The sequence below is a fragment of the Clostridium sp. BL-8 genome, from assembly GCF_002006495.1.
GTDB lineage: Bacteria > Bacillota > Clostridia > Clostridiales > Clostridiaceae > Clostridium.
Window position 1 is genome coordinate 1 of record NZ_LZZL01000076.1, and the last position, 22,281, is coordinate 22,281.

Sequence of the window (22,281 nt, forward strand, 5' to 3'; positions counted from 1 at the left end):
TATCAAATAAATAACAAGTCCACTTGCAAGGCTATTTTGGACTCGTTATTTATTTGATAGTGCCTAACTTCAATGTTTTGATATAAGCTTAAGTCTAATAATTGTTGAAATTATTTATATTGATAGGTAATTTTATCTTATAAATAAAGTATATATTGATCATATGCCACAGCCGATGCACCGAAACCTTCCTTTTGATTTATTAATCCTTCATTTAAATATCTTCCCTTGTTTTCATTTGATATACCAAAATCAAAATATTCTTTGTCCTTATAAATTTCATTAATTAACTTATCAAAAATAACATCTAAAGCACCTATTGCTTTACCCTCTTCTGATGCCGATATATATTGAACATGAACATTTTCCTTATTTTCATAAACTACTACTCCGCCTAATAAAGTATTATCTTTGTAAGAACAAAACAACTTTATATTGCTAGGAAAGATACTAGCAAGACTTTTAATTTCATTTACTGTATGAACAGGTCTTGATTCATGCTTTTCCATGAGATTCTGCTCTAAAATCACCCAATATTTATCATAGTCATTAGTTTCTAAGACAATTATATTATTTTTTAAGGCCTTATTTATCTGTCTTTTCCTTCTGGTTTCATAATCATTCTTTTTACCTAATTTTATTGAAGATGAAATATTTCTAATATAGAGTTTAGCATTATTTATAAATAATGCATATAAATCCTCCTGTGAAGGAATTTCGTGATAAATATAAGGAATAGGCTTATATAGCACTGTTTTAATATTTTTCCCTTTACAAAAATCAATTAATAAATTAAACATTTCTAACATAGTAGTTGTTTTCATTTTCTTATCTAATATAAAGCCACCATAGGTTAATCCTCCATGACTTATAAGCTCATTACCCTCTATATTTGCTGGAAGTATGCCTATCAAATTTTTCTTATTGTCGTAAAACATAAGAGACATATCAGTAAATCTATCTTTATGATAATCCATATATTCTCTCATAATAAGAAATGTAGCGTTTTTACTTTTCCTTACAAATTCATTCCAAATGCTTTTTTTATCTTCACTATACACTTCTAAATCCATTAAATAATTACGCCTCCAAAATTGCATAGCCAAAGCCTGTCTTGCCATGCCTGTTTCCATTATAAAACATGTAAGTTTTATTATTGAATTTTACTATATTAGGATAACAAATCATTTCTGAATCCCAGCCACTTTCCGATTTTTCAATTCCTGCTTCTTCATCTAGCCTTGTCCAATCAAGCCCATTTTTTGATGTTGCAAATCCAATTTTATATGGTTCATTGGTACTTCTTATTGAATACCACATTTTATACATATCATTTTCCTTTACAACCCATGGTCTTCCAAAACCATATTCATATTCATTCTTAAAGCTTATACATGTATGATTTTCACTAATCCATTCAATTCCATCATATGAATAGGCATATTTTATAACATATTTAGGATAGCTTTTATCATTTACTAGAATCCAGTTTATAGCAGAAACATACCAGCATTTAAAAATATTATCTTCTACTATTATGCTGGTTGCAGAACGCAGATACGGTTCTTCTTTCGTTCTATCAAGAACAGGCACCATGGAAGCTTTAGTAAAATTCTCCCCATCTTCGCTTGTGGCTAAACCTGCAAAAAGCATATGAGGTACTCTTTCACATCTTTGCCACCCATAATAATATAAATATTTTTTGTTATCCACTGTTAAGATGCAGGATGGATTAACCCCAGAATCGTCAAAGGTACCAATATTTCCTATATCTAATACTGGCTTTTCACTTATATTTTTTATATTTTTTAGGTTTAACATATCCACATCAATATAACCGATTCTCCCATACATTTCTCTATCCAGTGTGGCAAAATAAATCCTTACAGTGTCATTACTTATAATATCTGCGGTTGGAATGAGTGCATAGCTTTGCATCCACTCAAATTCACCTTTAGGTGAAAATATTAATCCTTGCTTATTCCATTTCATAAAATCATTCCTTTAAAGAATTCTTTGTTCTTTCAGATAAAAATTCTACATCAGATGCCTTACCTTTTACAATTTTACCACTCTCAATATCCTTTAAAACTAAAGCACCTGCTCCAATAATACAGTCACTTCCTATATTAATATTATTTATTATCGTTGCATTAACCCCTATAAAACAATTATCTCCTATATTGCAAAATCCGGATACAACTGCATGAGATGCTACAAAGCAATTATCTCCAAACCTTGAATGATGGCCAATATGATTTCCACTCCATAAGACAGTATTATTCCCCAATTCAACAAATGGCTGCACCACATTATTTTCAAATATAAAGCAGTGTTCTCCCATCTTTACATTTTTCCATACAAAAGCATGTGAACTAATATATGACGCTAATTTATATCCTTTATTCTTACATTCCTTCATTAACCTCGTCCTTAATCTATTTAATTTCTTATAGACTGTCGCAACAAAAACATAGTGATTCTCTGGGTCGTACAACTTTTCTATATCTTCAAGAGGAATAACTGGTAATCCAAGCATTTCTTTATCTTTTAAATAATCTTTTTCAACAGAAAAGGCTACAACCTCATAATCAGAATCATAAGTAAAATATTCATATGCTATTTGCGCAAATGCGCTATCACCAATAATTATTAATTTTTTATTTTTATCCATTTATTTATCCTCCTAAATTAAGGTTTTATAATTAATATATCTTCTCTCCTGTTTGCCATTGGAAGCTTTTTATCCTGAGGAAGTATATAACTATCAAATCCCGCTAACCTACACCTTTGAATAATTGACATTACAACCGAGTCATCCATATTTTTTGCTTCAATATCGTTAAACTTTACTATTGGCCGCTCCCTCCTGCCTGTAAAATTCTGATGATATTTTATTCCCTCCTTAGATGCAAAAAATCTTTTTCTTTTCGATATATTAGGAATATCTCCAATAAGCATTACTCCTAGCTCTTTTAAAAGCGTTAATGATGTATCAATGAAATCGAATATGCTTAGTTCATTAAATACATATTGAATTACGCTGTAAGTTATAATACAATCAATTTTTCCTTTATAATTTTCTATAAATTTTTCGCAGGATTTAGGATAATATCCTTTAACTTTTAATACAAAATCATATTCTGGAAGATTATTCAGCATTTCTTCTGAATCAATGAGTATTAACTTGTGCTTATTTGTCTTGCAGTATTCTATTAACATTAAAGTTAAGTTACTGCATCCACATCCAATATCTAAAATTGTTTTATTTCTGCCATCTTCTATTCCAAGCTTAGTTATTATATCCTCAAGTATAAATTTCTCTTTATCCTGTCTATATTCAATTGGAAAACCAACCTTTTCTATATTATTTAACTTATCACTTTTTGCTAGTTCTTTAAATTTCTCATAACTTAAATCTTTAAATATATCTGATTTTAAGTCCACATTATACCTCTCCTCGAATATTTATCTATATATCATACTTTCTAATTTATGTTTTCTATCACCATTCTAGACCATTCAATAATTTTTTATTAAATTAATGTTACTAATATACAATCAAATAAATAGCAAGTCCATGTGCCTGAAATTTACTTTTAAATTTATTATATGTAAGCTTTAAGTACACTTTCTTATTATCAGCATAAAATATATAGATGAGCTAGATTTTGTATAATATGGAGGTGACTAAATGTATAATTGTTCCCTGTTTAAATTTTTGAGTATAGACAGCAACTATGGAAATCTAACTCCCATTGAAGGATTACTTGATGTCCCTTTTGATATAAAACGAATTTATTATATTACTAACGTTCCACAAAACACAGCAAGAGGCTTTCATGCCCATAGAAAGCTCCATCAAGTACTCGTATGTGTAAGCGGCTCTGTAAAAATAAAGGTAAAGAACCCTAAAGAAGAAACTGAATTTATATTGGACAATTCTTCTGTTGGATTATATATTGGTCCATATGTTTGGAGAGAAATGTATGATTTTAGTAAAGATGCAGTTCTCCTAGTACTTGCATCTGATTATTATAATGAAAATGACTATATACGAAATATTGATTTTTATATGAAGGAAGCTGCAACTAGATACAAGGAAGTGATTATATGAAAATACCATTTTTAAACCTTGAACCAATGCATGCTGAAATAAGAAATGAAATTCTAGCTGCTTTTAAGAAAGTATATGATAAAAATATTTTTATTTTAGGTGATAGCGTAGATGCTTTTGAAAAAGAATTTGCTAATTACTGCAATGCACTTTATTGTATAAGCTGTGGAAATGGCTTAGATTCTCTTTCTATTATTTTAAGAGGATATGATATTGGGGAAGGTGATGAAGTTATTGTGCCTTGTAACACGTATATTGCTACTGCTCTTGCAGTTTCATATGTTGGCGCTAAAGTTGTTTTAGTAGATCCTGATATTAAAACTTTTAATATTGATATAAATAAAATTGAAGAAGCTATTACTTCAAAAACAAAAGCTATTATTGCAGTTCATTTATATGGCAGACCAGCAGAAATTAATAAAATAAAACTTATCTGTAAGCAGCATAACTTGAAGCTCATAGAAGATGCTGCTCAAGCTCATGGAGCTATATATAATGGTAAGCGAGCTGGAAACCTAGGTGATGCAGCTGGTTTTAGCTTTTATCCCGGAAAAAATCTAGGAGCGCTCGGAGATGCTGGTGCTATTCTCACTAGTGATATTACTTTAGCTAAAAAAGTTAAAGCTATACGAAATTATGGTTCAGAAATTAAATATCATAATGAATATAAGGGCGTAAACTCCAGACTTGATGAAATGCAGGCTGAATTTCTAAGAATTAAACTTAAATATCTTGATAAATGGAATACTGATAGGCAAAAAATAGTTAAGCTTTATCTTGAAAAAATTAATAATAGTAAAATAATTCTTCCTTATATAGACTCTGTTCAAAAGTCCATCTGGCATGTCTTTGCTATAAGGACAGAATTTAGAGATGAACTGCAAAGTTACTTAAATGCTAATGGAATTAACACTTTAATTCATTACCCAATACCTATTCATCTTCAAAAAGCATATAGCGATTTAGGATATAAACCAGGTGATTTCAAGGTAGCCGAGACTCTCTCAAATACTGTATTAAGCTTGCCTCTATGGCACGGAATGACTATTGAAGAAGTTAATTATATTATAGATATCTTAAATAAATGGTAATTACTAAATGCATATATATTATAATAAGAAACATTAAATAAGGACCTAAATATAGGTCCTATTTTTATATAAATTTTTAATTATTTTCTAAATACGATTATCCTTTATCTGTTTTGCCACCTCATTTGCAGCAATCATTCCACTTTGAAGTGCTCCCTGCTGCGAAACATGTTTTTGCGAAATATGCTCTCCTGCAAAAAACAATTTACTTTCCATTTCTGGAACTGTTACATCATAGGAGAAAAGTACTTTATCTCCTGGCTTTGATAATGCTCCTCCAGTCCATATATACTGTACATCTGACCAAATTAATGATTTGTAATCAATCAATTTATCATCAAGATAATTACGAGAAAGACCATGAACTCTTTCTACATATCTCATTACATCATCAAGTAATAATTCTGGATTTTCATTTCCAATTCTTTCTGCTTCCTGTCCCCAGCTATAACCAGCTAATAATACACCTGCTTCTTTATAACTGGTTCCAGGTTTTAATGCCCATCTTCCATATTTATTAGCTATAGGTTTTGCATGATCTGAAGGATAGGAAATTGAAACTAGTGGAAGATCCGTATAAGTGTTTCCTCCTATTATTTGTGTTTGTGCATTTCCCATTTCCCAAAATCTATCCGTAAGATATAGATATATCTTGTGGGCTGCTTCATAATTCATTTCACTTATTGCCTGCATCTTTCTATTAGTAATAAGAGGTTTTATTTCCATTCTCCTTAAACTTGAAAATGGTATAGCACATATTACATAATCAAATTCTTCAGATGTTTCTTTATTATTTATATAATCCATGTATTTAAGAATAACTTTATCTTTTGAAGATGAATCATAGATTCCACTAACAGGAAAGCCCATTTTTATTTCTACTTTCCCTAAACGTTCTTTACCAATATTTTTGTATACTTCATTATTTTTATCGCACAATGCTTCATACAAGGAAAGAGGCAAATTTATCATACCATCTGTAATTCGATAGGTGTATTGAAAATCTTCTGTATAATACTTTTGAAGCATTTCAGTAAGACTTAAATCAAAAAACTGTCTTCTAGCATCCAAATATCCAAGCATTGATATGAAATCTTGACTAAGGCCTGCATTCTCATATAGGCTTCTATAATTCATTTTATCTATTTCAACTATTTCATCAGAATATTCAGGTTTTGTTTGAATTAATTCCCTCTTTAATTCTACTGGAAGAGATTTGAAATATTTTCTACATATACTTTCCTGGAACTCTCTCCAGTTTTTCTTCATTTCATCTTCCTTTAAATCAAACTCAGTATATATAGAATTTTTAACATTTTCTCCACTTATATCGTTAAGCATACGTTCATTTCTAACATAAAATAAAGCGTTACTATTATAATCCACGAAAGGTGTCGTATCAAGTTTAAAAAGATTTATATAGTGCCAGGTAGTTTCATGAGATATCGGCACACACATTGGTCCAAGTTCACCAAAATATTTTCTATTTCTATCAAAATAATGAGTATATACTCTCCCTCCTACTCTTTGGCTCGCTTCAAATAAAGTAATGTTGCATCCTATTTTTCTTAGTTCAACAGCAGATGCGAGTCCAGCTTCTCCAGCGCCAATTACTGCTACTTTTATATCTTTAGCTACCCCTATGGGGCAAATATTACTTATATCCTCAGGAGGACTCATTGAATTAACTATATCACTAAAATCATCTAATCTATCATGCATTTTTAGTATATATTTAAGCATTGTATATCTTTCAGACTCACTAGGATTATCTATTTGATAAGGAATATCTGATTTATTATTAGAATTCATAACTTTCACATCCTAATTTTTATTACATATATAATTATATATGTACCCAGAGTTCTTCTTAGGTTATTTGCCTTTATATATTCTCATGATTACAGTAAGAAGTTTTTCTATATCATATAATGTATTAAAATATCCCGGACTAACTCTCACTGTTCCAGCATATTCTGTCCCTATCACCTTGTGTATTAATGGTGCACAATGATATCCTGTCCTTACCGCTATTTCTTCATCATCTAACTTTTCTCCAACAATAGATGCATCCACTCCCTTTATATTAAATGAAATAACAGGACCTCTTTTCTTTCCACTGCTTTCTCCATATAATTTTATATAAGGAAGCTTTTTCATCTCATGTAATAGATACAACGTTAGTTCCATTTCATGTTTTTCTATACTTTCTATTCCAACTCTCTTAATAAATTTTATACCTTCTCCAAGACCTGAAATCCCTGGTGTATTTAAAGTTCCACTTTCAAACTTATCTGGCATAAAGCTTGGCTGAACCATAAAATGCGAATTACTCCCTGTACCTCCTTCCTTGAAATTCTTTAGTTTTATACCTTCTCGTATAAATAAACCTCCTGTGCCCTGGGGCCCAAGTAATCCTTTATGGCCTGAAAATGCCAGTATATCAATATTATCTTTTTCCACGTCAATTGGTATAATTCCAACACTCTGAGATGCATCTACCATAAATACAACTCCATTTTTCTTTGCAAGCATTCCTATATTTCTAATATCCTGAATACTTCCAAGTACATTAGATACATGACTTACTATTATCATTTTTGTGTTTTTCTTAATTTCATCATTAATATCATCAATATTAATATATCCTGCTTTATCAACTCCAACTAAACTCACTTCAATTCCCACTTTACTTAATGAATGTAATGGTCTTAAAACAGAGTTGTGTTCAATTACTGTGCTTATAACATGATCGCCTCTTTTTAAAACTCCTTTTATTCCTATGTTTAATGCTTCTGTTGCATTACTTGTAAAAACTAAATTAAAAGGGCTAGGAATATTAAATAATTTGCTTATTTCTTCTCTTGTCTCCATAATTTTTGCGGATGCTTTTACAGCTATTTTATAGGCGCTCCGCCCTGGGTTTGCAGCATAATTTTTCATGCAGTTTAGTGTCTCTTCATAGACTTCTGTTGGTTTAGGAAACGATGTAGCTGAATTATCTAAATAAATCATTTGAAACTCCTTATGGAATTTATGCGTTACGCTAATTAAATAGTAAAAAACTCTAACAAACCTCACAAATCCTAATTATAATTAAATAAAATAAAAATTAATAATAAGGACAATGATTGAAATGCTAGAGTTCACTTATTATACTATTGATAATTTTCATAATACAAAGAACTTTTCGCAGTTTTCATTGTATTAAATAATAATGTGTATCAATGTAATAACATATACTACATATTAAAAGATATCAAGCTATTCCGTAAAAATATTTTTTAACTAACAAAACGCATAAATAAATACTCATATTTGTGCACTTTTAGTGAAATTAAAACTTTATGTCCTTATCATCATCTGAATAATCTGGATCAGTATAATTGTCATCGCAATCTGGGAATAATGGATCTAAACATTGATCTGGATAGAACTTAGGAATTGGAGCCCTTTCAAATCTTTCACATGGATCTTCTTCTGGTTCCTCACCACATGGTTCTTTTGGAACTGGACAATAGTCATAAGCCGGAATTAAAAGTTGTACTATAAGTTCGCATTTTACAACAATATAATATCCCAAAGTAATATCTAAAACACTATTGCAGTCTTCATCCTCTAGTAATTCACCAGCTAAAGCATCTGCAACCATTTCAAGCTTGATTATACTAGAATCTAAATCTTGAGCTTTATGAACCGGCATAAAACTAGCTGAAATTTGAGCTATAGAATCAGGGCAATAGAATTTTCCTATTACGTCTGTTCTATTGATTTCAAACAACTCACTCTTATTTGCACCATTGCAGTCAATATAATCTGCATAGAAAGAAATCATGTACGAAAGTACTATTTTTTTGAAGCCTGGCTTCCCGCATATTGGTGTTTCATCGACGGATATTAACTGTACGTTAAAATCTCTGCTTCCTATATATCTCTTAGGTTTTTCCAATGGATTACTTCTCAATTCACAATCTGTTGTACATGTGTCAGGACCTTCACAATATACAAGACATCGTTTTATTAGGCATTGATCAAAAATTTTAGGTATTTCAACGCAAACTAATTCAGAAGGATCCGGTAAACGCCCCTGTTTATTTACAAGGCCTGGACGTGGTGTAAATTTTTTAAAATTTATGGACATAAATTCTCCTCCTTAAAAAAGACTATAACAAACGTAATTTCTTTAATATTCATACTACATCGTATGTAAAAATTTTGAAATTGTGACTCAAAAAAATTATATAAAATATTTTTTATTTAACTACGTTTATGTTTATATTGTATGATGTACAACTCAATTTATCTTCAGAATTATGCATAAATATATTCTTACATAAATATACATAATCAATAAATATAATATAAGGAGATAAAATTAATGGAAAATTTTACAGAGGTTAAGTGTAGCGCCACAACCTATTTATGCAATATTAAACCTAATATTAATTTTAGCAATGAAGGAATTTTGCTTGTTGGATCTATAAATAATAAATCTCAAAATTATAATGTATTTAAATCATTAATGCAGTTTTATATACCAGATTCAGACATTGATTCTTCTAAAAGAATATATTTATATTTATTTCTTGAAAATCTACATTATGCACATAATAATTTTACTATTAGTATTTCTCTTCATAGTACTGACTCTGACCTTAACGTTTCAACTGTAAATTGGCTTACATGCCCGAAGGGAAATACTCTCTCTCAAATGAATATAAATATTCCAGCCCAATCTACTAAAAAATATATAAAAATTGATATTTCTAACATCATAAAGTCTTTGAATTCCTATACTAATATTTACAATATAGTATTAGAACCATTAAATTTAAAACCATCTTACATGGTTCAATTTGATTCTAATAACTCTGAAAATCCACCTTATTTAGTCGTTATAAAAGATTTTCTTAATAATGAAGATTCTTCTAATAGCCCTAAATCCTTTAATATCGATTTTGATACTGATACTACTAATAATAGCGATAGTGATACTGATAATTACAACATTGAAGTAAATGAAAAACCTCCAAAGGAAGATATTTCTCCTAGTGATGAATTTGATACAGACAACTTTTCAGATAAAATAATTAATAAATTAAATGCTCAAACTTCTAAGTTTGATAAAATAGAACATAGCCTATCAAATTTAATAGATTCTTTTAGCGCTGTTGCCGACAATGTAAAAAATAATTCAGCAGCACTAGATAATGATATTGTCCCTACCATTAATAAATTTGCTGAAAACTTTTCTAACATAAATAACGGCACAGACATATTAAAAAATTATATAGATGATCATACAAATTCATATACAGATTTTTCAAACAACTTAAGCTCTAACTTAAATGAACTTATAAAGACTGAAATTGAAAATCTAAAGACTTCTGTAAATAGTGATCTTCTTCAACTAAAAAATTCAAATGCTCAAAATATATCTGATTTAGATGGTCTTGTGAAAAATGTAAGTTCAGATATAAATGATAATATAAATTTATTAAAATCTCCTATTGAGAAATTATTGGATCAAACAAATTCAACCATGGAGACTATATTAAATAATCTAATAAAGACTGAAATTGACGCCCTAAAAAGTTCTGTTGAAAATCTAAATTCAAAAGCAAGTACAACATCTGATTCAGCTGAGCTTCTAAAAAATGAGATTAACGCCTTAAAGAGTTCTGTAAATGATGATATCTCATTATTGCATTCTTATGTTGCCAGCAGTGTATCTAGTTTAAATGATTCAATAAAAGGTATAAAAGATACTCTTTCTCAATTATCTGCCCAACTATCAAAATTATCAGAAGCAAAAGATACTATAAATCACGAATCTATTTAAAAAATATAAAGTCATGAGTTTATTAATGTTATTATGAATACTCTTTTATTGGAGCATTCATGATAATACCTATAAACTCATGACCTTAATTATATTGTATTTAAGTTTTATTTTATGTTATTTAACAGATTAGACATTTCTATAGCCGAAACTGCACATTCATAACCTTTGTTTCCTGCTTTAGTTCCTGCTCTCTCAATTGCCTGCTCTATAGTATTTGTTGTAAGTACTCCAAATATTACTGGTTTTTCACTTTCAAGAGAAACATTAGCAATCCCTTTTGATACTTCTGAACAAACATAATCATAATGTGATGTAGCGCCTTTTATTACTGCTCCTAAACAGATCACTGCATCATATTTAGGGTTCTTTGCCATCTTCTTTGCTACAAGCGGAATTTCAAAGGCCCCTGGAACCCATGCAATATCAATATCTTCTTCACTTGCTCCGTGTCTTTTCAAACCATCTAGTGCACCTTCTAAAAGTTTTCCTCCAATAAATTCATTAAATCTCCCTACAACTATTCCAAACTTTAACCCTTGTGAAACTAAATTTCCTTCAAATATATTCATTATCTTTTCCTCCATTATTTTAAATTATTTTTGCACTAAAATTTTATAAATCTAATAAATGATTCATCTTTTCCTTTTTTATTTTTAGATAAAATTCATCATTTCTATTTGATGGCATTTGTATTGGAACTCTTTCAACTACTTTAATGTTGTTTTTTTCAAGTCCCTCTATTTTATCTGGATTATTGGTAATCAGCTTAACACTGTTTACTCCAAGGATTTTAAGCATATCTGCACTTATTTTATAATCTCTCATATCATCCCTAAAACCTAAAGCTAAATTTGCTTCCACCGTATCTAACCCTGTATCCTGAAGTGCATATGCCTTTAATTTATTTAAGAGCCCTATACCTCTTCCTTCCTGTCTCATATATAAAAGTATACCTTGCTCTTCTTTAGCTATCATCTCCATCGCTGCTGCATATTGTTCACCGCAGTCACATTTTTTTGATCCTAAAGCATCTCCTGTTAAACATTCAGAATGAACTCGTACTAGCATAGGTTCCTCATGCTTAATATCTCCTTTAATTAATGCCAAGTGGCACTTTGAAGAATTTTTTTCACTAAAAGCTAATACTTTAAAATCTCCATATTTAGTTGGTAATTCAGCTTCGACTTCTTTCGTTACACTGAAATGTTCTTGTGTTCTATATTTAACTAAGTCTTCTATTGTAATAATTTTTAAATTATGCTCTTTTGCAAATTTTATTAGGTCATCACGCCTAGCCATGGTTCCATCATCATTTATTATTTCACATATGGCTGCTGCACCTTTAAATCCTGCAAGCTTAGCTAAGTCAACAGAAGCCTCTGTATGTCCTCTTCTTTCTAAAACTCCGCCATTTTTAGCAACTAAAGGAAATACATGACCTGGTCTTCTAAAATCATCTTTTTCTTTTGCAGTTACAAGTTCATTTATTGTATGAGCTCTCTCAAATGCTGATATTCCTGTTGTTGTATCCTTATGATCTATTGACACTGTAAATGCAGTTTCATGATTATCTGTATTTCTTTCTACCATTGGATTTAACCCTAATCTCACTGCTATTTCTTCTTCTACCGGTGCGCAGACCAAACCTTTTGCATACTTAATCATAAAGTTAATATTTTCACCAGTGGCCATTTCTGCGGGAATTACTAAATCTCCCTCATTTTCTCTTCCTTCATCATCAACAATTATTACTAATTTTCCTTCTTTAATATCTTTTAAGCCTTCTTCTATACTATTAAACTTCATATTTACATCTCCTGACTTTAATTTATATACACATCTTTTTTTACTATAAGATAAATAAATCAAAAATTTGATTTATTACTAATAACTTTTGTATTACATTAACTGTTAACTAATAATTGTCAACTGATTAGAAGCCGCTATTTTTTAAAAACTCCATAGTAACATCTTCCTTTTTTTCTTCCTGCTCTGCATTTTTCCCACCAAATAACTTTTCTATATATTTCCCTACTAAATCGCATTCTAAATTTACTATTGAGTTAACTTTCTTTTCTGGAAGAATGGTATTATCTAAAGTGTGTGGTATAACTGAAACTTTAAATACTTGATCATCAACGTAAGCGACAGTTAAACTTATTCCATCTATTCCTATTGAGCCTTTATATATAATGTATTTCAAAACATCCTTAGGTGCGGAAATAGTAAACCAGGTTCCATCCTTTTCTTCATTTATTGCAACTATTCTGCCAATTCCATCTATATGACCACTTACAATATGACCTCCAAGCCTGTCACTTAACCTTAAAGCTCTTTCAAGGTTCAACTTATCGCCAACTTTAAGATTTCCCAAATTACTTTTAGATAAAGTTTCTCCCATTGCTTCTGCTTTAAATGAATTTGAACTCATCTCTTTAACTGTTAAACAAACTCCATTTGTTGCTATACTATCTCCTATTCTTGTTTCCTCTAAAACATTTTTGCATTTAATTTCCATTAGTCCAAAGCCACTACTCAAATTAAATTCTTGCAATACCCCAACTTCTTCAATAATTCCAGTAAACATTCTTTCCTCCTTGCTTCAACATATTGAAAAATAACAACTCCGTATATTAACTTATGTTTCTTTTCATACGTCTTATTTATTTTCTATATAACCTTCTATAATTAAATCTTCTCCAATATTTCCATAACTAATATTGATTAGTTTCACTGCTTCACTTAATTTTGAAAATCCCTGCCCTGCTATGCTGCTTTTACTTTGTTCTCCTCCTAGTATCTTTGGAGCAATATAAAATATAACTTTATCAACAATATTCTCTTTAAGCGCTGAAAAATTTAATGTTCCTCCACCTTCAATAAGCACTGAATCGATGCCTTCCTCCCTAAGCTTCCTTAGAAGCTCTTTTAGATCTACTCTATTATTTTTACTTACCACTTCTATAACTTTAACTCCTAAATCTCTAAGCAGCTGTTTTTTATTTTCATCAGAATTTATTGATGTTGCAACAATAGTATTCTTATCTTCATTTTTAACCACTTTAGAGTCTAAAGGAATTCTAAGATTAGTATCTACAATAATTCTTATCAATCTTTTCTCGCTGTTAATTCTACATGTAAGCTCTGGATCATCTGCTATAACTGTATTTACTCCAACCATAATTGAACTTACTCTGTTTCTTATGTTTTGTGAATCTGCTCTTGATTCTTTGGACGTAATCCATTTAGATTCCCCACTATAAGTTGCTATTTTTCCATCAAGAGACATTCCACTTTTTAAAATAACAAAAGGCATCTTAGTTGTAATATATTTTATAAAAATCTCATTCATTTTTTTGCACTCTTCTTCTTTAACTCCAACTATTACCTCAATACCATGCTGCTTTAATTTTTCTATGCTCTTTCCAGCAACTAATTCATTTGGATCTAACATTCCAATTACGACCTTTTTGAATTTCTTTTCAATCAATAAATCTACACATGGAGGTGTTTTTCCATAGTGAGCACAAGGTTCTAGTGTTACATAAATAGTACTTCCTTCTACATCTTCTGTTGCATTTTTTACTGCATTCCTTTCAGCATGAGCCTCTCCATAGCATTCGTGATAGCCTTCTCCAATTATCCTGTTGTCCTTAACTATAACCGCCCCTACTAATGGATTAGGATTCACTCTGCCAATTCCCATTTTTGCTAATTTCAATGCTCTTTCCATATACTTTTCATTCAAAAAATCATCATCTCCCACAAAAATAAAAGGTCTATATATAATCTTGTAATAATTTAAGATTTTTATACGCGCAAAAAAACCCTGAATTTCAAAATCTTCAGGGTTTAGTTATAATTCTAATTAATAATATTATTTATAATTAAAATTTTAAAATATAAGTTTTTAATATTGTATACTACTTCCTTTTTATATTACTTAAAATAAAAACCCTGAATTTTACAATTCAGGGTAGACTTACAAAAAGTAATAATATTTAAGTTTTAATTATAACTAATATTAATCACTATCTTCTTTCATCCAGACTTTACTGTCGGCTTCGGAATTTAACCGAATCTGCTAATTATAGCTCGCGGGCTGTACCGCCGATAGGGAATTTCACCCAACCCCGAAGATTTTATATTAAATTTTCTATATATAAAATATCATATTATTAAAAAAATGTAAAGCACTAATTAAACTTTATCATATCAAATTCTTTTTTCTTTTCTTTTAGCCATTTAATCATTTCTGAATCATTCCAAACTTCTATTCCCAAGCTAGCATATTTCGCAGCTTCAACTTCGCTTCCAATTTTAATCAAGTTAGGTAGTGAAGCAGGTATATTTTTTTGTCTTAAAAGATATGGTATAACATATGGATTTCTTCTATATGCTCTTCTTAACAAATGTTCTGCTTCGTCAATTCTGTTTGTTTTATATAATAAAGCTACCTTACTATAGTACATAGCTGCTAGATTATCTTTTTCATATTTTTTCAATAAATCTTCTAGTTCAGAATATTTATTTTCAATTAGAAGCCAATTAACAACTATAGCTCTAACCATTAAATTATCTCGCTCATTATATTTTAAAATCTCAAGAGCATTTTCTATTGCTGCTTCTCTTTCTCCAATTCTCCATAAATGCATAGCTAAATTGTACTTAGCTCCAAAAAAAGGTTCAGCTATTTTTAATTTAAATAATTCTGGCTCAGCGTTTTCTAAATTATCTATTCTCAATGAATTTTGTGCTGCCTTAACTGCCCTTTCCAAAAGAGTTTTCTTTTGAGCTGCACTTAAGCTAGTATCTTTTGACAAAATAATATATGCATCAGCACAATCTTCCCATATGGTTAATGCTTCTTTTGCATACTTCGCTTTGCTATTATAATTCTTTTGTTTCCAAGCATGATCTATAATTGCTTGTGCTTCAAGTAAATTTCTATGTACTGCAAATTTAAATGGTTCTTTTTTATCTATTTCATCCTTTTTGTCTACTTTTACTAAATCGTTTCCTGTAACTGCCGTTTCATCTTTCACTTTTGACATCTTATCCTTTAAAATGTCTTTATTGTTATTTTTACCTATTATCCACTGTTCATTTTCTTTTGATAAGTCTAATAGATTTTTTACTTCCTTTGATTTACTAGAGCCTGTACTACTGCTTACTCCAAATGCCTTATATAAATCAGCAGCTTTAACATATGGTTCTTCCTTTGAATCAAATAAATTATTCACTGTTCCTATAGCATGCACTATTCCTGCTGCCCATGAGATACTTTTTCCCTTTTTTAAATCTTCTTCACAATTTAAAAATAATGTTTCAGCAGCTAGAACACAAATATTTTTGTATTCTTCATTAAGAAATTCACTTGAAAAACTTTTTATTTTTTCAACTATTTCTTCATACTTGCTAGCTATTTCGTTAGATAATTTTTGCATTTCTTCTTATAGCTCCTTTATAAAAAATCTTTAACAAATTTGATTTTATCCTAGAATATATATACTTTGCAAGTATATTCGTCAAATTTGTATTTTTGATTTTAAATTAATGATATTAACCCTTAACTTTTCACTAATGTTATTATTATATCACACTTATGATAATTATATCTACTCATTAATTTTTCTGAACCTTTTTGTTGATATTTAAACTCTTTTAGCTTAATCAAAAAAATTATAACAAAATATGCGTACACATTTTTCATTATAGTGAAGACTTAATTGTTTTACGTTTTAACATGCCTTAACTATATTCTTTTGCACTATTTATATTTTTATTCATACATATATGAATATAATAATTTTAAATCCAGGAAATGTATATATGCTATCTAAAGTTTTATATAATCTTTGCTTATTGCTTTCAACTCCATATAAAGATCTCAATTTAATTCATGGCGATTTTAATTATTTAGACAATTATATACTTGAAAAAATTTACTTGAAAAAATTATTTGATTTTAAATGGAGAAAAAAAATGAAGTCTATATTTAAAAATTTTCATTTTGATTATAACTATAATATATTAGATATGAATAGTCACTTTACTAAATTATTGCTTAATTTAAAAATTTCCTTTATTATTGAAAATTCTACTCAAGACATACCATCTGCTTGCATGCAGAATTATATTATTATCTTAGAATACTTAAACAATAGATGTCAATTACGATTACTTCTAGAAAATGAGGAGGATCCCCTTTTATATAATTATATTTTAAATGATGACCTTTCTCATATATATGATCTTATTTCTTCTGAAAAGCAGAAGTCATATGAATATGAATTTCCTTCAATTGATTTATTATATGAAACTCTTCAAACCTCTATTTCATCCTCCAAAGATGCTCCAAATAAAAGAAAAAGCTTGGACTTTAATATTGACGAGGCTTGTACTTACGCAGAAACTTATGCATTAAATCTAAATCCTAATTATAAATCCTTTGAAGGAATTGGTGGAGATTGCACAAATTTCATGTCCCAAATCCTTTATGCCGGGGGACTTAATAAAACTCCAACCTGGAAACCATATACTAATGCATGGATTAGGGTTGAAGAGATATATTCATATCTAATATCACATAAATTAGGAACTAAACTTCCTGATGATACTTATTTAGATAGAGGTTCTTTAATTCAATTTTATACTCCTGCTATAGGTAAATTTTTTCATAATGGCTTTATAACTTATAAACTTGAAAATAATGATTGTCTCTATTGCTGCCATAGTTATAATAAACTAAATTATCCTCTTAGCGAGATCTATCCAAATAGATACCCAACTCTTAGAGCCTTAAAATTTGACTAAATTTTTTTCAAAAAAAGAGGCAATTTTATTGCCTCTTTAGTTTTATACAGTTATTTCGCTCTTTATCTTTAAAGCTTCTTCATTATTTTTTATAATTGGATCTACATATTCATCTATAAATTCTACAACTTGACTTGGTGCTCTTCCTACGAATTTAGCTGGATCAATAACTCCTAATATCTCTTCTTCTGTAAGACCAAAAGAATTATCATTTATGATTCTTTCAATTAAGTCATTATCTAAACCTTCGCCTTTTACTCTTTGAGCAGCTGCCATTGAGTGAACTCTTATCTTTTCATGTAATTCTTGTCTATCTTTACCTCTCTTTACAGCTTCCATCATTATATTTTCAGTAGCCATAAATGGTAATTCTCTTTGTACATGGGAAGCTATTACTTTATCATATACTACCATATTTTCAGCAATATTTATGTATAAATTTAATACTCCATCTAATGCTAAGAAGCCTTCAGCTACAGACAATCTCTTATTAGCTGAATCATCTAAAGTTCTTTCAAACCATTGAGTCCCTGCAGTAATTGCTGGATTTAATGAATCCACTATTACAAATCTCGCCAATGCACTTATTCTTTCACTTCTCATAGGATTTCTTTTGTATGCCATTGCTGATGATCCTATTTGATTTTTTTCAAATGGCTCTTCCATTTCCTTCATGTTTTGAAGCAATCTTAAGTCATTACTAAATTTATAAGCACTTTGTGCAATTTCTGATAAAGTATTTAAAACTATTGAATCAAGTTTTCTTGGATAAGTTTGCCCTGTTACCCCAAAACTTTTTTCAAAGCCCATTTTTTCTGCTACAATTTTATCTAATGCTTTAACTTTACTTTCGTCTCCATCAAATAGTTCCATAAAGCTAGCTTGGGTACCAGTAGTCCCTTTAACTCCTCTAAGCTTTAATGTTGATAGAAGGAAATCTATATTTTCTACGTCCATCACTAAATCCTGCATCCATAGGGTAGCTCTTTTACCCACTGTTGTTAGCTGAGCTGGTTGAAAGTGCGTAAAACCTAATGTTGGCATATCTTTATATTGAATAGCAAATTTTTTTAAATGATTTAAAACTGTAACTATTTTATTTTTGATTAGGTCTAATGCATCTCTCATTATTATAATATCCGTATTATCTCCTACATAACAAGATGTAGCACCTAGATGAATAATACCTTTAGCACTTGGGCATTGAAGACCATATGCATATACATGACTCATAACATCATGTCTGACTTCTTTTTCCCTTTGAGCTGCTTCTTCGTAATTAATATCATTTATGTGTTCTTTTAATTCTTTTATTTGCTCTTCAGTTATATTTAAACCAAGTTCTCTTTCACCTTCCGCAAGAGCCACCCATAGCTTTCTCCAAGTAGTGAATTTCATATCATCAGAAAATATAAAACTCATTTCTTTAGATGCATATCTTGAATTTAAAGGTGTACTATATAAATTTCTCATTCAAAAACCTCCACACGAATATATTTTATTCTTTCTCATTCAACATTCGTATTATATCATATTTTTTTTATTTTTGCCTATTGAATTTTCAATTTTACGATAATTTTATGTCTAATTTTTTATAAATTTTAATTTTACTTTTTGTTATTATTGTCTCTAATATTCATATAAATATAATAATAGAGCACGTTAAAAAATAAAAGATCGGAGTGACAAGTTATGTGTAAGTTAAATATTTTTGACAAGATTTCCTTAATACTAATTTTTATAGGTTCTATTAATTGGGGAACAATAGGATTATTCAAATTGAACTTATTGAACATCTTTCTCTTTAACAATTCTAAACTTGAAAGAATTATGTATATTATAATTTTTCTAGGTGCTCTAGATTTAATTTCATTATTATTTAGATGGAATTTATTTGCTAACAACAAATAAACCTATTTTATTAATTAAATTAGAATCTATACAAAATAGAAAAAAGGTTCCATATTATAAATATGGAACCCTATTTTGTATATTAGTCTTCTAAAGTTTCAACTAATTTAACAATTTCTTCAACTGCTAAAGCTTCGTCATCACCTGAAGCTACAACTTTGATTACAGCATCCTTAGTTACCGCTAAAGATAAAACTCCAATCAAGCTCTTTACATTTGCTTTCTTACCGTTATATTCTATGCTAACGTCCGATTTAAATGATGATGCTTTCTTAACTAATAAAGTTGCTGGTCTAGCATGAAGACCAGATGAATTTTTTACTGAAACCTCTTTTGCTATCATTAACATTACACCTCTTTACAAAAAAATTAATAAATATAGCATTTAACTATTATAGTATAAACGTTTTTATAAATAATTTCAACTCAAAAATCATTCTATATTTCATCAATTTTAAATAAACTCATTATCTTGGTTGTACTATTAACTTTATGGCTGTCCTCTCTTCTCCATCTATTTGTATATCTGTGAAGGCAGGTACACACACAATATCTTTTCCGCTTGGTGCAACAAATCCTCTTGCTATTGCAATTGCCTTAACTGCTTGATTTATTGCGCCTGCTCCTACTGCTTGAATTTCTGCGATATTCTTTTCTTTTATTATTGCTGCTAATGCACCTGCTACAGAATTAGGATTTGATTTAGTTGATACTTTTAATACTTCCATTTTTGTCTTTCCTCCTAAAATTTAATATACAAATCGTTTACATTAAATATATTCTATATCTTTCTTTAAATTCCTTTATATAATTGTAAAATTTTAAAATTATTTTTAAAATATTATAATCATGTTATTTATTCTTTAAAATAAAAGATGAAGTATACTTTTAAAAAATATACTTCATCTTTTTACTTAGCAAAATCTACTGCTCTAGTTTCTCTTATAACATTGATTTTAATTTGTCCTGGATATTCAAGTTCTTCCTCGACACTCTTAACTAAATTGCGTGCCAATTCAACTGTTCCAGCATCATCTACTTTATCTGGTTTAACCATAATTCTAATCTCTCTACCAGCTTGAATGGCATATGACTTTTCTACACCTTCATGTGAATTTGCAATTTCCTCTAATTTTTCCAATCTCTTAATGTATGCTTCTAATGTCTCTCTTCTAGCGCCTGGTCTAGCCGCTGATACTGCATCTGCCGCTTGAACTAGTACTGCTTCTAAAGATTGCATTTCTACATCTGAATGATGCGCTGCTATTGCATTTATTACTAATGGTGATTCATGATATTTCTTAGCTAAATCTCCACCAATTAAAGCATGAGGCCCTTCTTGCTCTTGATCAACAGCCTTTCCTATATCATGTAGCAATCCTGCCCTTTTAGCCAAAGTAACATCTAAACCTAGCTCTGAAGCCATTAAGCCAGCCAAATACGAAACTTCTATGGAATGTTTTAAAACATTTTGACCATAACTAGTTCTATACTTCAATCTACCAAGAAGTCTTATTAATTCTGGATGTAGTCCATGTACGCTAGTTTCGAGAGCTGCCTGCTCTCCTTCTTCTTTTATACTACTTTCCACATCTTTATTTGCTCTTTCAACCATCTCTTCGATTCTCGCTGGATGTATTCTGCCATCCACTATTAACTTTTCTAGTGCCATTCTCGCAACTTCTCGTCTTATTGGATCGAAGCTGGAAAGAATGACTGCTTCTGGAGTATCATCTATAATTAAATCCACTCCTGTTAATGTTTCTAAGGTTCTAATGTTTCTTCCTTCTCTACCTATTATTCTACCTTTCATCTCATCATTCGGTAGTGCAACAACGTGTACAGTTGATTCAGACACATGGTCAGCAGCACATCTTTGGATCGCAGTTGTAATTATTTCTCTTGCTCTCTTGTCTGCTTCTTCCTTTGCCTTACTTTCAATATCTTTTACCATTAAAGCAGCATCATGACTTATTTCTTTTCTTATTTCATTTAAAAGAATTTCACGTGCTTCTTCACTAGAAAGAGCTGATATCCTTTCAAGCTCTACTCTTCTTTCCTCATAAAGCTTCTGTACCTTTGCTTCTACTTGATCTACCTCAAGCATTCTTTCATTGATTGTTTCATCCTTTTTCTCAAGAAGTTCACTTTTCTTATCAAGTGCCTCTTCTCTTTGAATTATTCTTCTTTCAAGCCTTTGAATTTCATTTCTTCTGTCCCGAGATTCCTTATCAAAATCACTTCTTAATTTATGAAGTTCTTCCTTTGCTTCAAGGATTGCTTCTTTCTTTTTAGCTTCTGCATCCCTTTTGGCTCTGTTTAAAACTTCTTCTGCTTCTTTTTCAAGCGATTCTATCTTAGTCTTCGATATATTTTGAATCGTTTTATAAACCACTATTCCTAATATTAGTAAAGCCAATACGTCTACTAATATAATTCCTGCTAGTTGCACATAAACACCTCCTAATTTATTATTTCTCATTATATTACTAACAAGAAAG

The 22,281-nt window shown here is 29.8% G+C and carries 21 protein-coding genes and 1 riboswitch; of the genes, 5 read left to right on the plus strand and 16 right to left on the minus strand.

All coding sequences use genetic code 11. The features are described from left to right. Positions 1-137: 137 nt before the first annotated feature. Genes CLOBL_RS21105 through CLOBL_RS21120 form a run of 4 tightly spaced genes read right to left on the minus strand, consistent with a single transcriptional unit; the run spans position 138 to position 3,447 of the window. On the minus strand, positions 138-1,073 hold the full coding sequence (locus CLOBL_RS21105) for a GNAT family N-acetyltransferase (RefSeq protein ID WP_077860829.1): 936 nt from the start codon (positions 1,071-1,073) through the stop codon (positions 138-140). 7 nt (positions 1,074-1,080) lie between these two features. After that, a complete protein-coding gene (locus CLOBL_RS21110; RefSeq protein WP_077860830.1) occupies positions 1,081-1,992 on the minus strand; it encodes a hypothetical protein in 912 nt (303 codons plus the stop codon). 4 nt (positions 1,993-1,996) lie between these two features. Then, complete coding sequence (locus CLOBL_RS21115) at positions 1,997-2,674, minus strand: acetyltransferase (RefSeq protein ID WP_009169205.1); 678 nt, start codon at positions 2,672-2,674, stop codon at positions 1,997-1,999. A gap of 17 nt (positions 2,675-2,691) precedes the next feature. After that, positions 2,692-3,447: a class I SAM-dependent methyltransferase gene (locus CLOBL_RS21120; protein WP_077860831.1), complete on the minus strand. Its 756-nt coding sequence runs from the start codon at positions 3,445-3,447 to the stop codon at positions 2,692-2,694. 247 nt (positions 3,448-3,694) lie between these two features. Here CLOBL_RS21120 and CLOBL_RS21125 point away from each other — a divergent pair, with 247 nt between their 5' ends. Together CLOBL_RS21125 and CLOBL_RS21130 are read left to right on the plus strand one after the other, a co-directional pair. Beyond that, positions 3,695-4,117 (plus strand): FdtA/QdtA family cupin domain-containing protein, encoded by a 423-nt coding sequence (locus CLOBL_RS21125; protein WP_009169203.1) that lies wholly within the window; start codon positions 3,695-3,697, stop codon positions 4,115-4,117. After that, the gene (locus CLOBL_RS21130; RefSeq protein ID WP_077860832.1) at positions 4,114-5,208 is read left to right on the plus strand and encodes a DegT/DnrJ/EryC1/StrS family aminotransferase; all 1,095 of its coding nucleotides are present in this window, start codon (positions 4,114-4,116) and stop codon (positions 5,206-5,208) included. Before CLOBL_RS21125 ends, CLOBL_RS21130 begins: the two co-directional genes overlap by 4 nt. Before the next feature lie 87 nt (positions 5,209-5,295). Here CLOBL_RS21130 and CLOBL_RS21135 read toward each other — a convergent pair whose 3' ends face one another. From CLOBL_RS21135 to CLOBL_RS21145, 3 genes are all read right to left on the minus strand, one after another. Then, positions 5,296-7,020 (minus strand): FAD-dependent oxidoreductase, encoded by a 1,725-nt coding sequence (locus CLOBL_RS21135; RefSeq protein ID WP_077860833.1) that lies wholly within the window; start codon positions 7,018-7,020, stop codon positions 5,296-5,298. 63 nt (positions 7,021-7,083) lie between these two features. Continuing rightward, positions 7,084-8,223: an aminotransferase class V-fold PLP-dependent enzyme gene (locus CLOBL_RS21140; protein WP_077860834.1), complete on the minus strand. Its 1,140-nt coding sequence runs from the start codon at positions 8,221-8,223 to the stop codon at positions 7,084-7,086. Positions 8,224-8,545: 322 nt separating this feature from the next. Continuing rightward, complete coding sequence (locus CLOBL_RS21145; RefSeq protein WP_077860835.1) at positions 8,546-9,349, minus strand: hypothetical protein; 804 nt, start codon at positions 9,347-9,349, stop codon at positions 8,546-8,548. A gap of 237 nt (positions 9,350-9,586) precedes the next feature. Here CLOBL_RS21145 and CLOBL_RS21150 point away from each other — a divergent pair, with 237 nt between their 5' ends. Then, entirely contained in the window at positions 9,587-11,050 is a 1,464-nt protein-coding gene (locus tag CLOBL_RS21150; protein ID WP_077860836.1) for a DNRLRE domain-containing protein, read from the plus strand. 107 nt (positions 11,051-11,157) lie between these two features. On the opposite strand, the gene ribE is transcribed toward CLOBL_RS21150, so the two are convergent. From ribE to CLOBL_RS21175, 5 genes are all read right to left on the minus strand, one after another. After that, entirely contained in the window at positions 11,158-11,622 is a 465-nt protein-coding gene (ribE, locus tag CLOBL_RS21155; protein WP_077860837.1) for a 6,7-dimethyl-8-ribityllumazine synthase, read from the minus strand. Between the two features lie 43 nt (positions 11,623-11,665). Continuing rightward, on the minus strand, positions 11,666-12,859 hold the full coding sequence (locus tag CLOBL_RS21160; RefSeq protein WP_077860838.1) for a bifunctional 3,4-dihydroxy-2-butanone-4-phosphate synthase/GTP cyclohydrolase II: 1,194 nt from the start codon (positions 12,857-12,859) through the stop codon (positions 11,666-11,668). A 127-nt stretch (positions 12,860-12,986) separates the two neighbouring features. Continuing rightward, positions 12,987-13,640 (minus strand): riboflavin synthase, encoded by a 654-nt coding sequence (locus tag CLOBL_RS21165; protein ID WP_077860839.1) that lies wholly within the window; start codon positions 13,638-13,640, stop codon positions 12,987-12,989. Between the two features lie 72 nt (positions 13,641-13,712). Further along, complete coding sequence (gene ribD / locus CLOBL_RS21170; RefSeq protein WP_077860840.1) at positions 13,713-14,801, minus strand: bifunctional diaminohydroxyphosphoribosylaminopyrimidine deaminase/5-amino-6-(5-phosphoribosylamino)uracil reductase RibD; 1,089 nt, start codon at positions 14,799-14,801, stop codon at positions 13,713-13,715. A gap of 281 nt (positions 14,802-15,082) precedes the next feature. Next, positions 15,083-15,198: riboswitch (FMN riboswitch) on the minus strand. A 51-nt stretch (positions 15,199-15,249) separates the two neighbouring features. Beyond that, the gene (locus CLOBL_RS21175) at positions 15,250-16,500 is read right to left on the minus strand and encodes a DUF6398 domain-containing protein (protein ID WP_077860841.1); all 1,251 of its coding nucleotides are present in this window, start codon (positions 16,498-16,500) and stop codon (positions 15,250-15,252) included. Between the two features lie 538 nt (positions 16,501-17,038). Between CLOBL_RS21175 and CLOBL_RS21180 the strand changes: the two genes are divergently transcribed. Next, the gene (locus CLOBL_RS21180) at positions 17,039-17,869 is read left to right on the plus strand and encodes an amidase domain-containing protein (RefSeq protein ID WP_242953894.1); all 831 of its coding nucleotides are present in this window, start codon (positions 17,039-17,041) and stop codon (positions 17,867-17,869) included. Positions 17,870-17,911: 42 nt separating this feature from the next. Here the strand turns inward: CLOBL_RS21180 and purB are convergent, their stop codons facing one another. Beyond that, entirely contained in the window at positions 17,912-19,342 is a 1,431-nt protein-coding gene (gene purB, locus CLOBL_RS21185; protein WP_077860843.1) for an adenylosuccinate lyase, read from the minus strand. A 219-nt stretch (positions 19,343-19,561) separates the two neighbouring features. Between purB and CLOBL_RS21190 the strand changes: the two genes are divergently transcribed. After that, positions 19,562-19,780 (plus strand): DUF378 domain-containing protein, encoded by a 219-nt coding sequence (locus CLOBL_RS21190; protein ID WP_077860844.1) that lies wholly within the window; start codon positions 19,562-19,564, stop codon positions 19,778-19,780. A gap of 82 nt (positions 19,781-19,862) precedes the next feature. On the opposite strand, the gene CLOBL_RS21195 is transcribed toward CLOBL_RS21190, so the two are convergent. The 3 genes from CLOBL_RS21195 to rny form a co-directional block, all read right to left on the minus strand. Further along, entirely contained in the window at positions 19,863-20,123 is a 261-nt protein-coding gene (locus CLOBL_RS21195) for an HPr family phosphocarrier protein (RefSeq protein ID WP_008424732.1), read from the minus strand. 124 nt (positions 20,124-20,247) lie between these two features. Further along, on the minus strand, positions 20,248-20,508 hold the full coding sequence (locus tag CLOBL_RS21200) for a stage V sporulation protein S (RefSeq protein WP_009169189.1): 261 nt from the start codon (positions 20,506-20,508) through the stop codon (positions 20,248-20,250). A 182-nt stretch (positions 20,509-20,690) separates the two neighbouring features. Continuing rightward, the gene (rny, locus tag CLOBL_RS21205) at positions 20,691-22,232 is read right to left on the minus strand and encodes a ribonuclease Y (RefSeq protein ID WP_077860845.1); all 1,542 of its coding nucleotides are present in this window, start codon (positions 22,230-22,232) and stop codon (positions 20,691-20,693) included. Positions 22,233-22,281 lie beyond the last annotated feature (49 nt).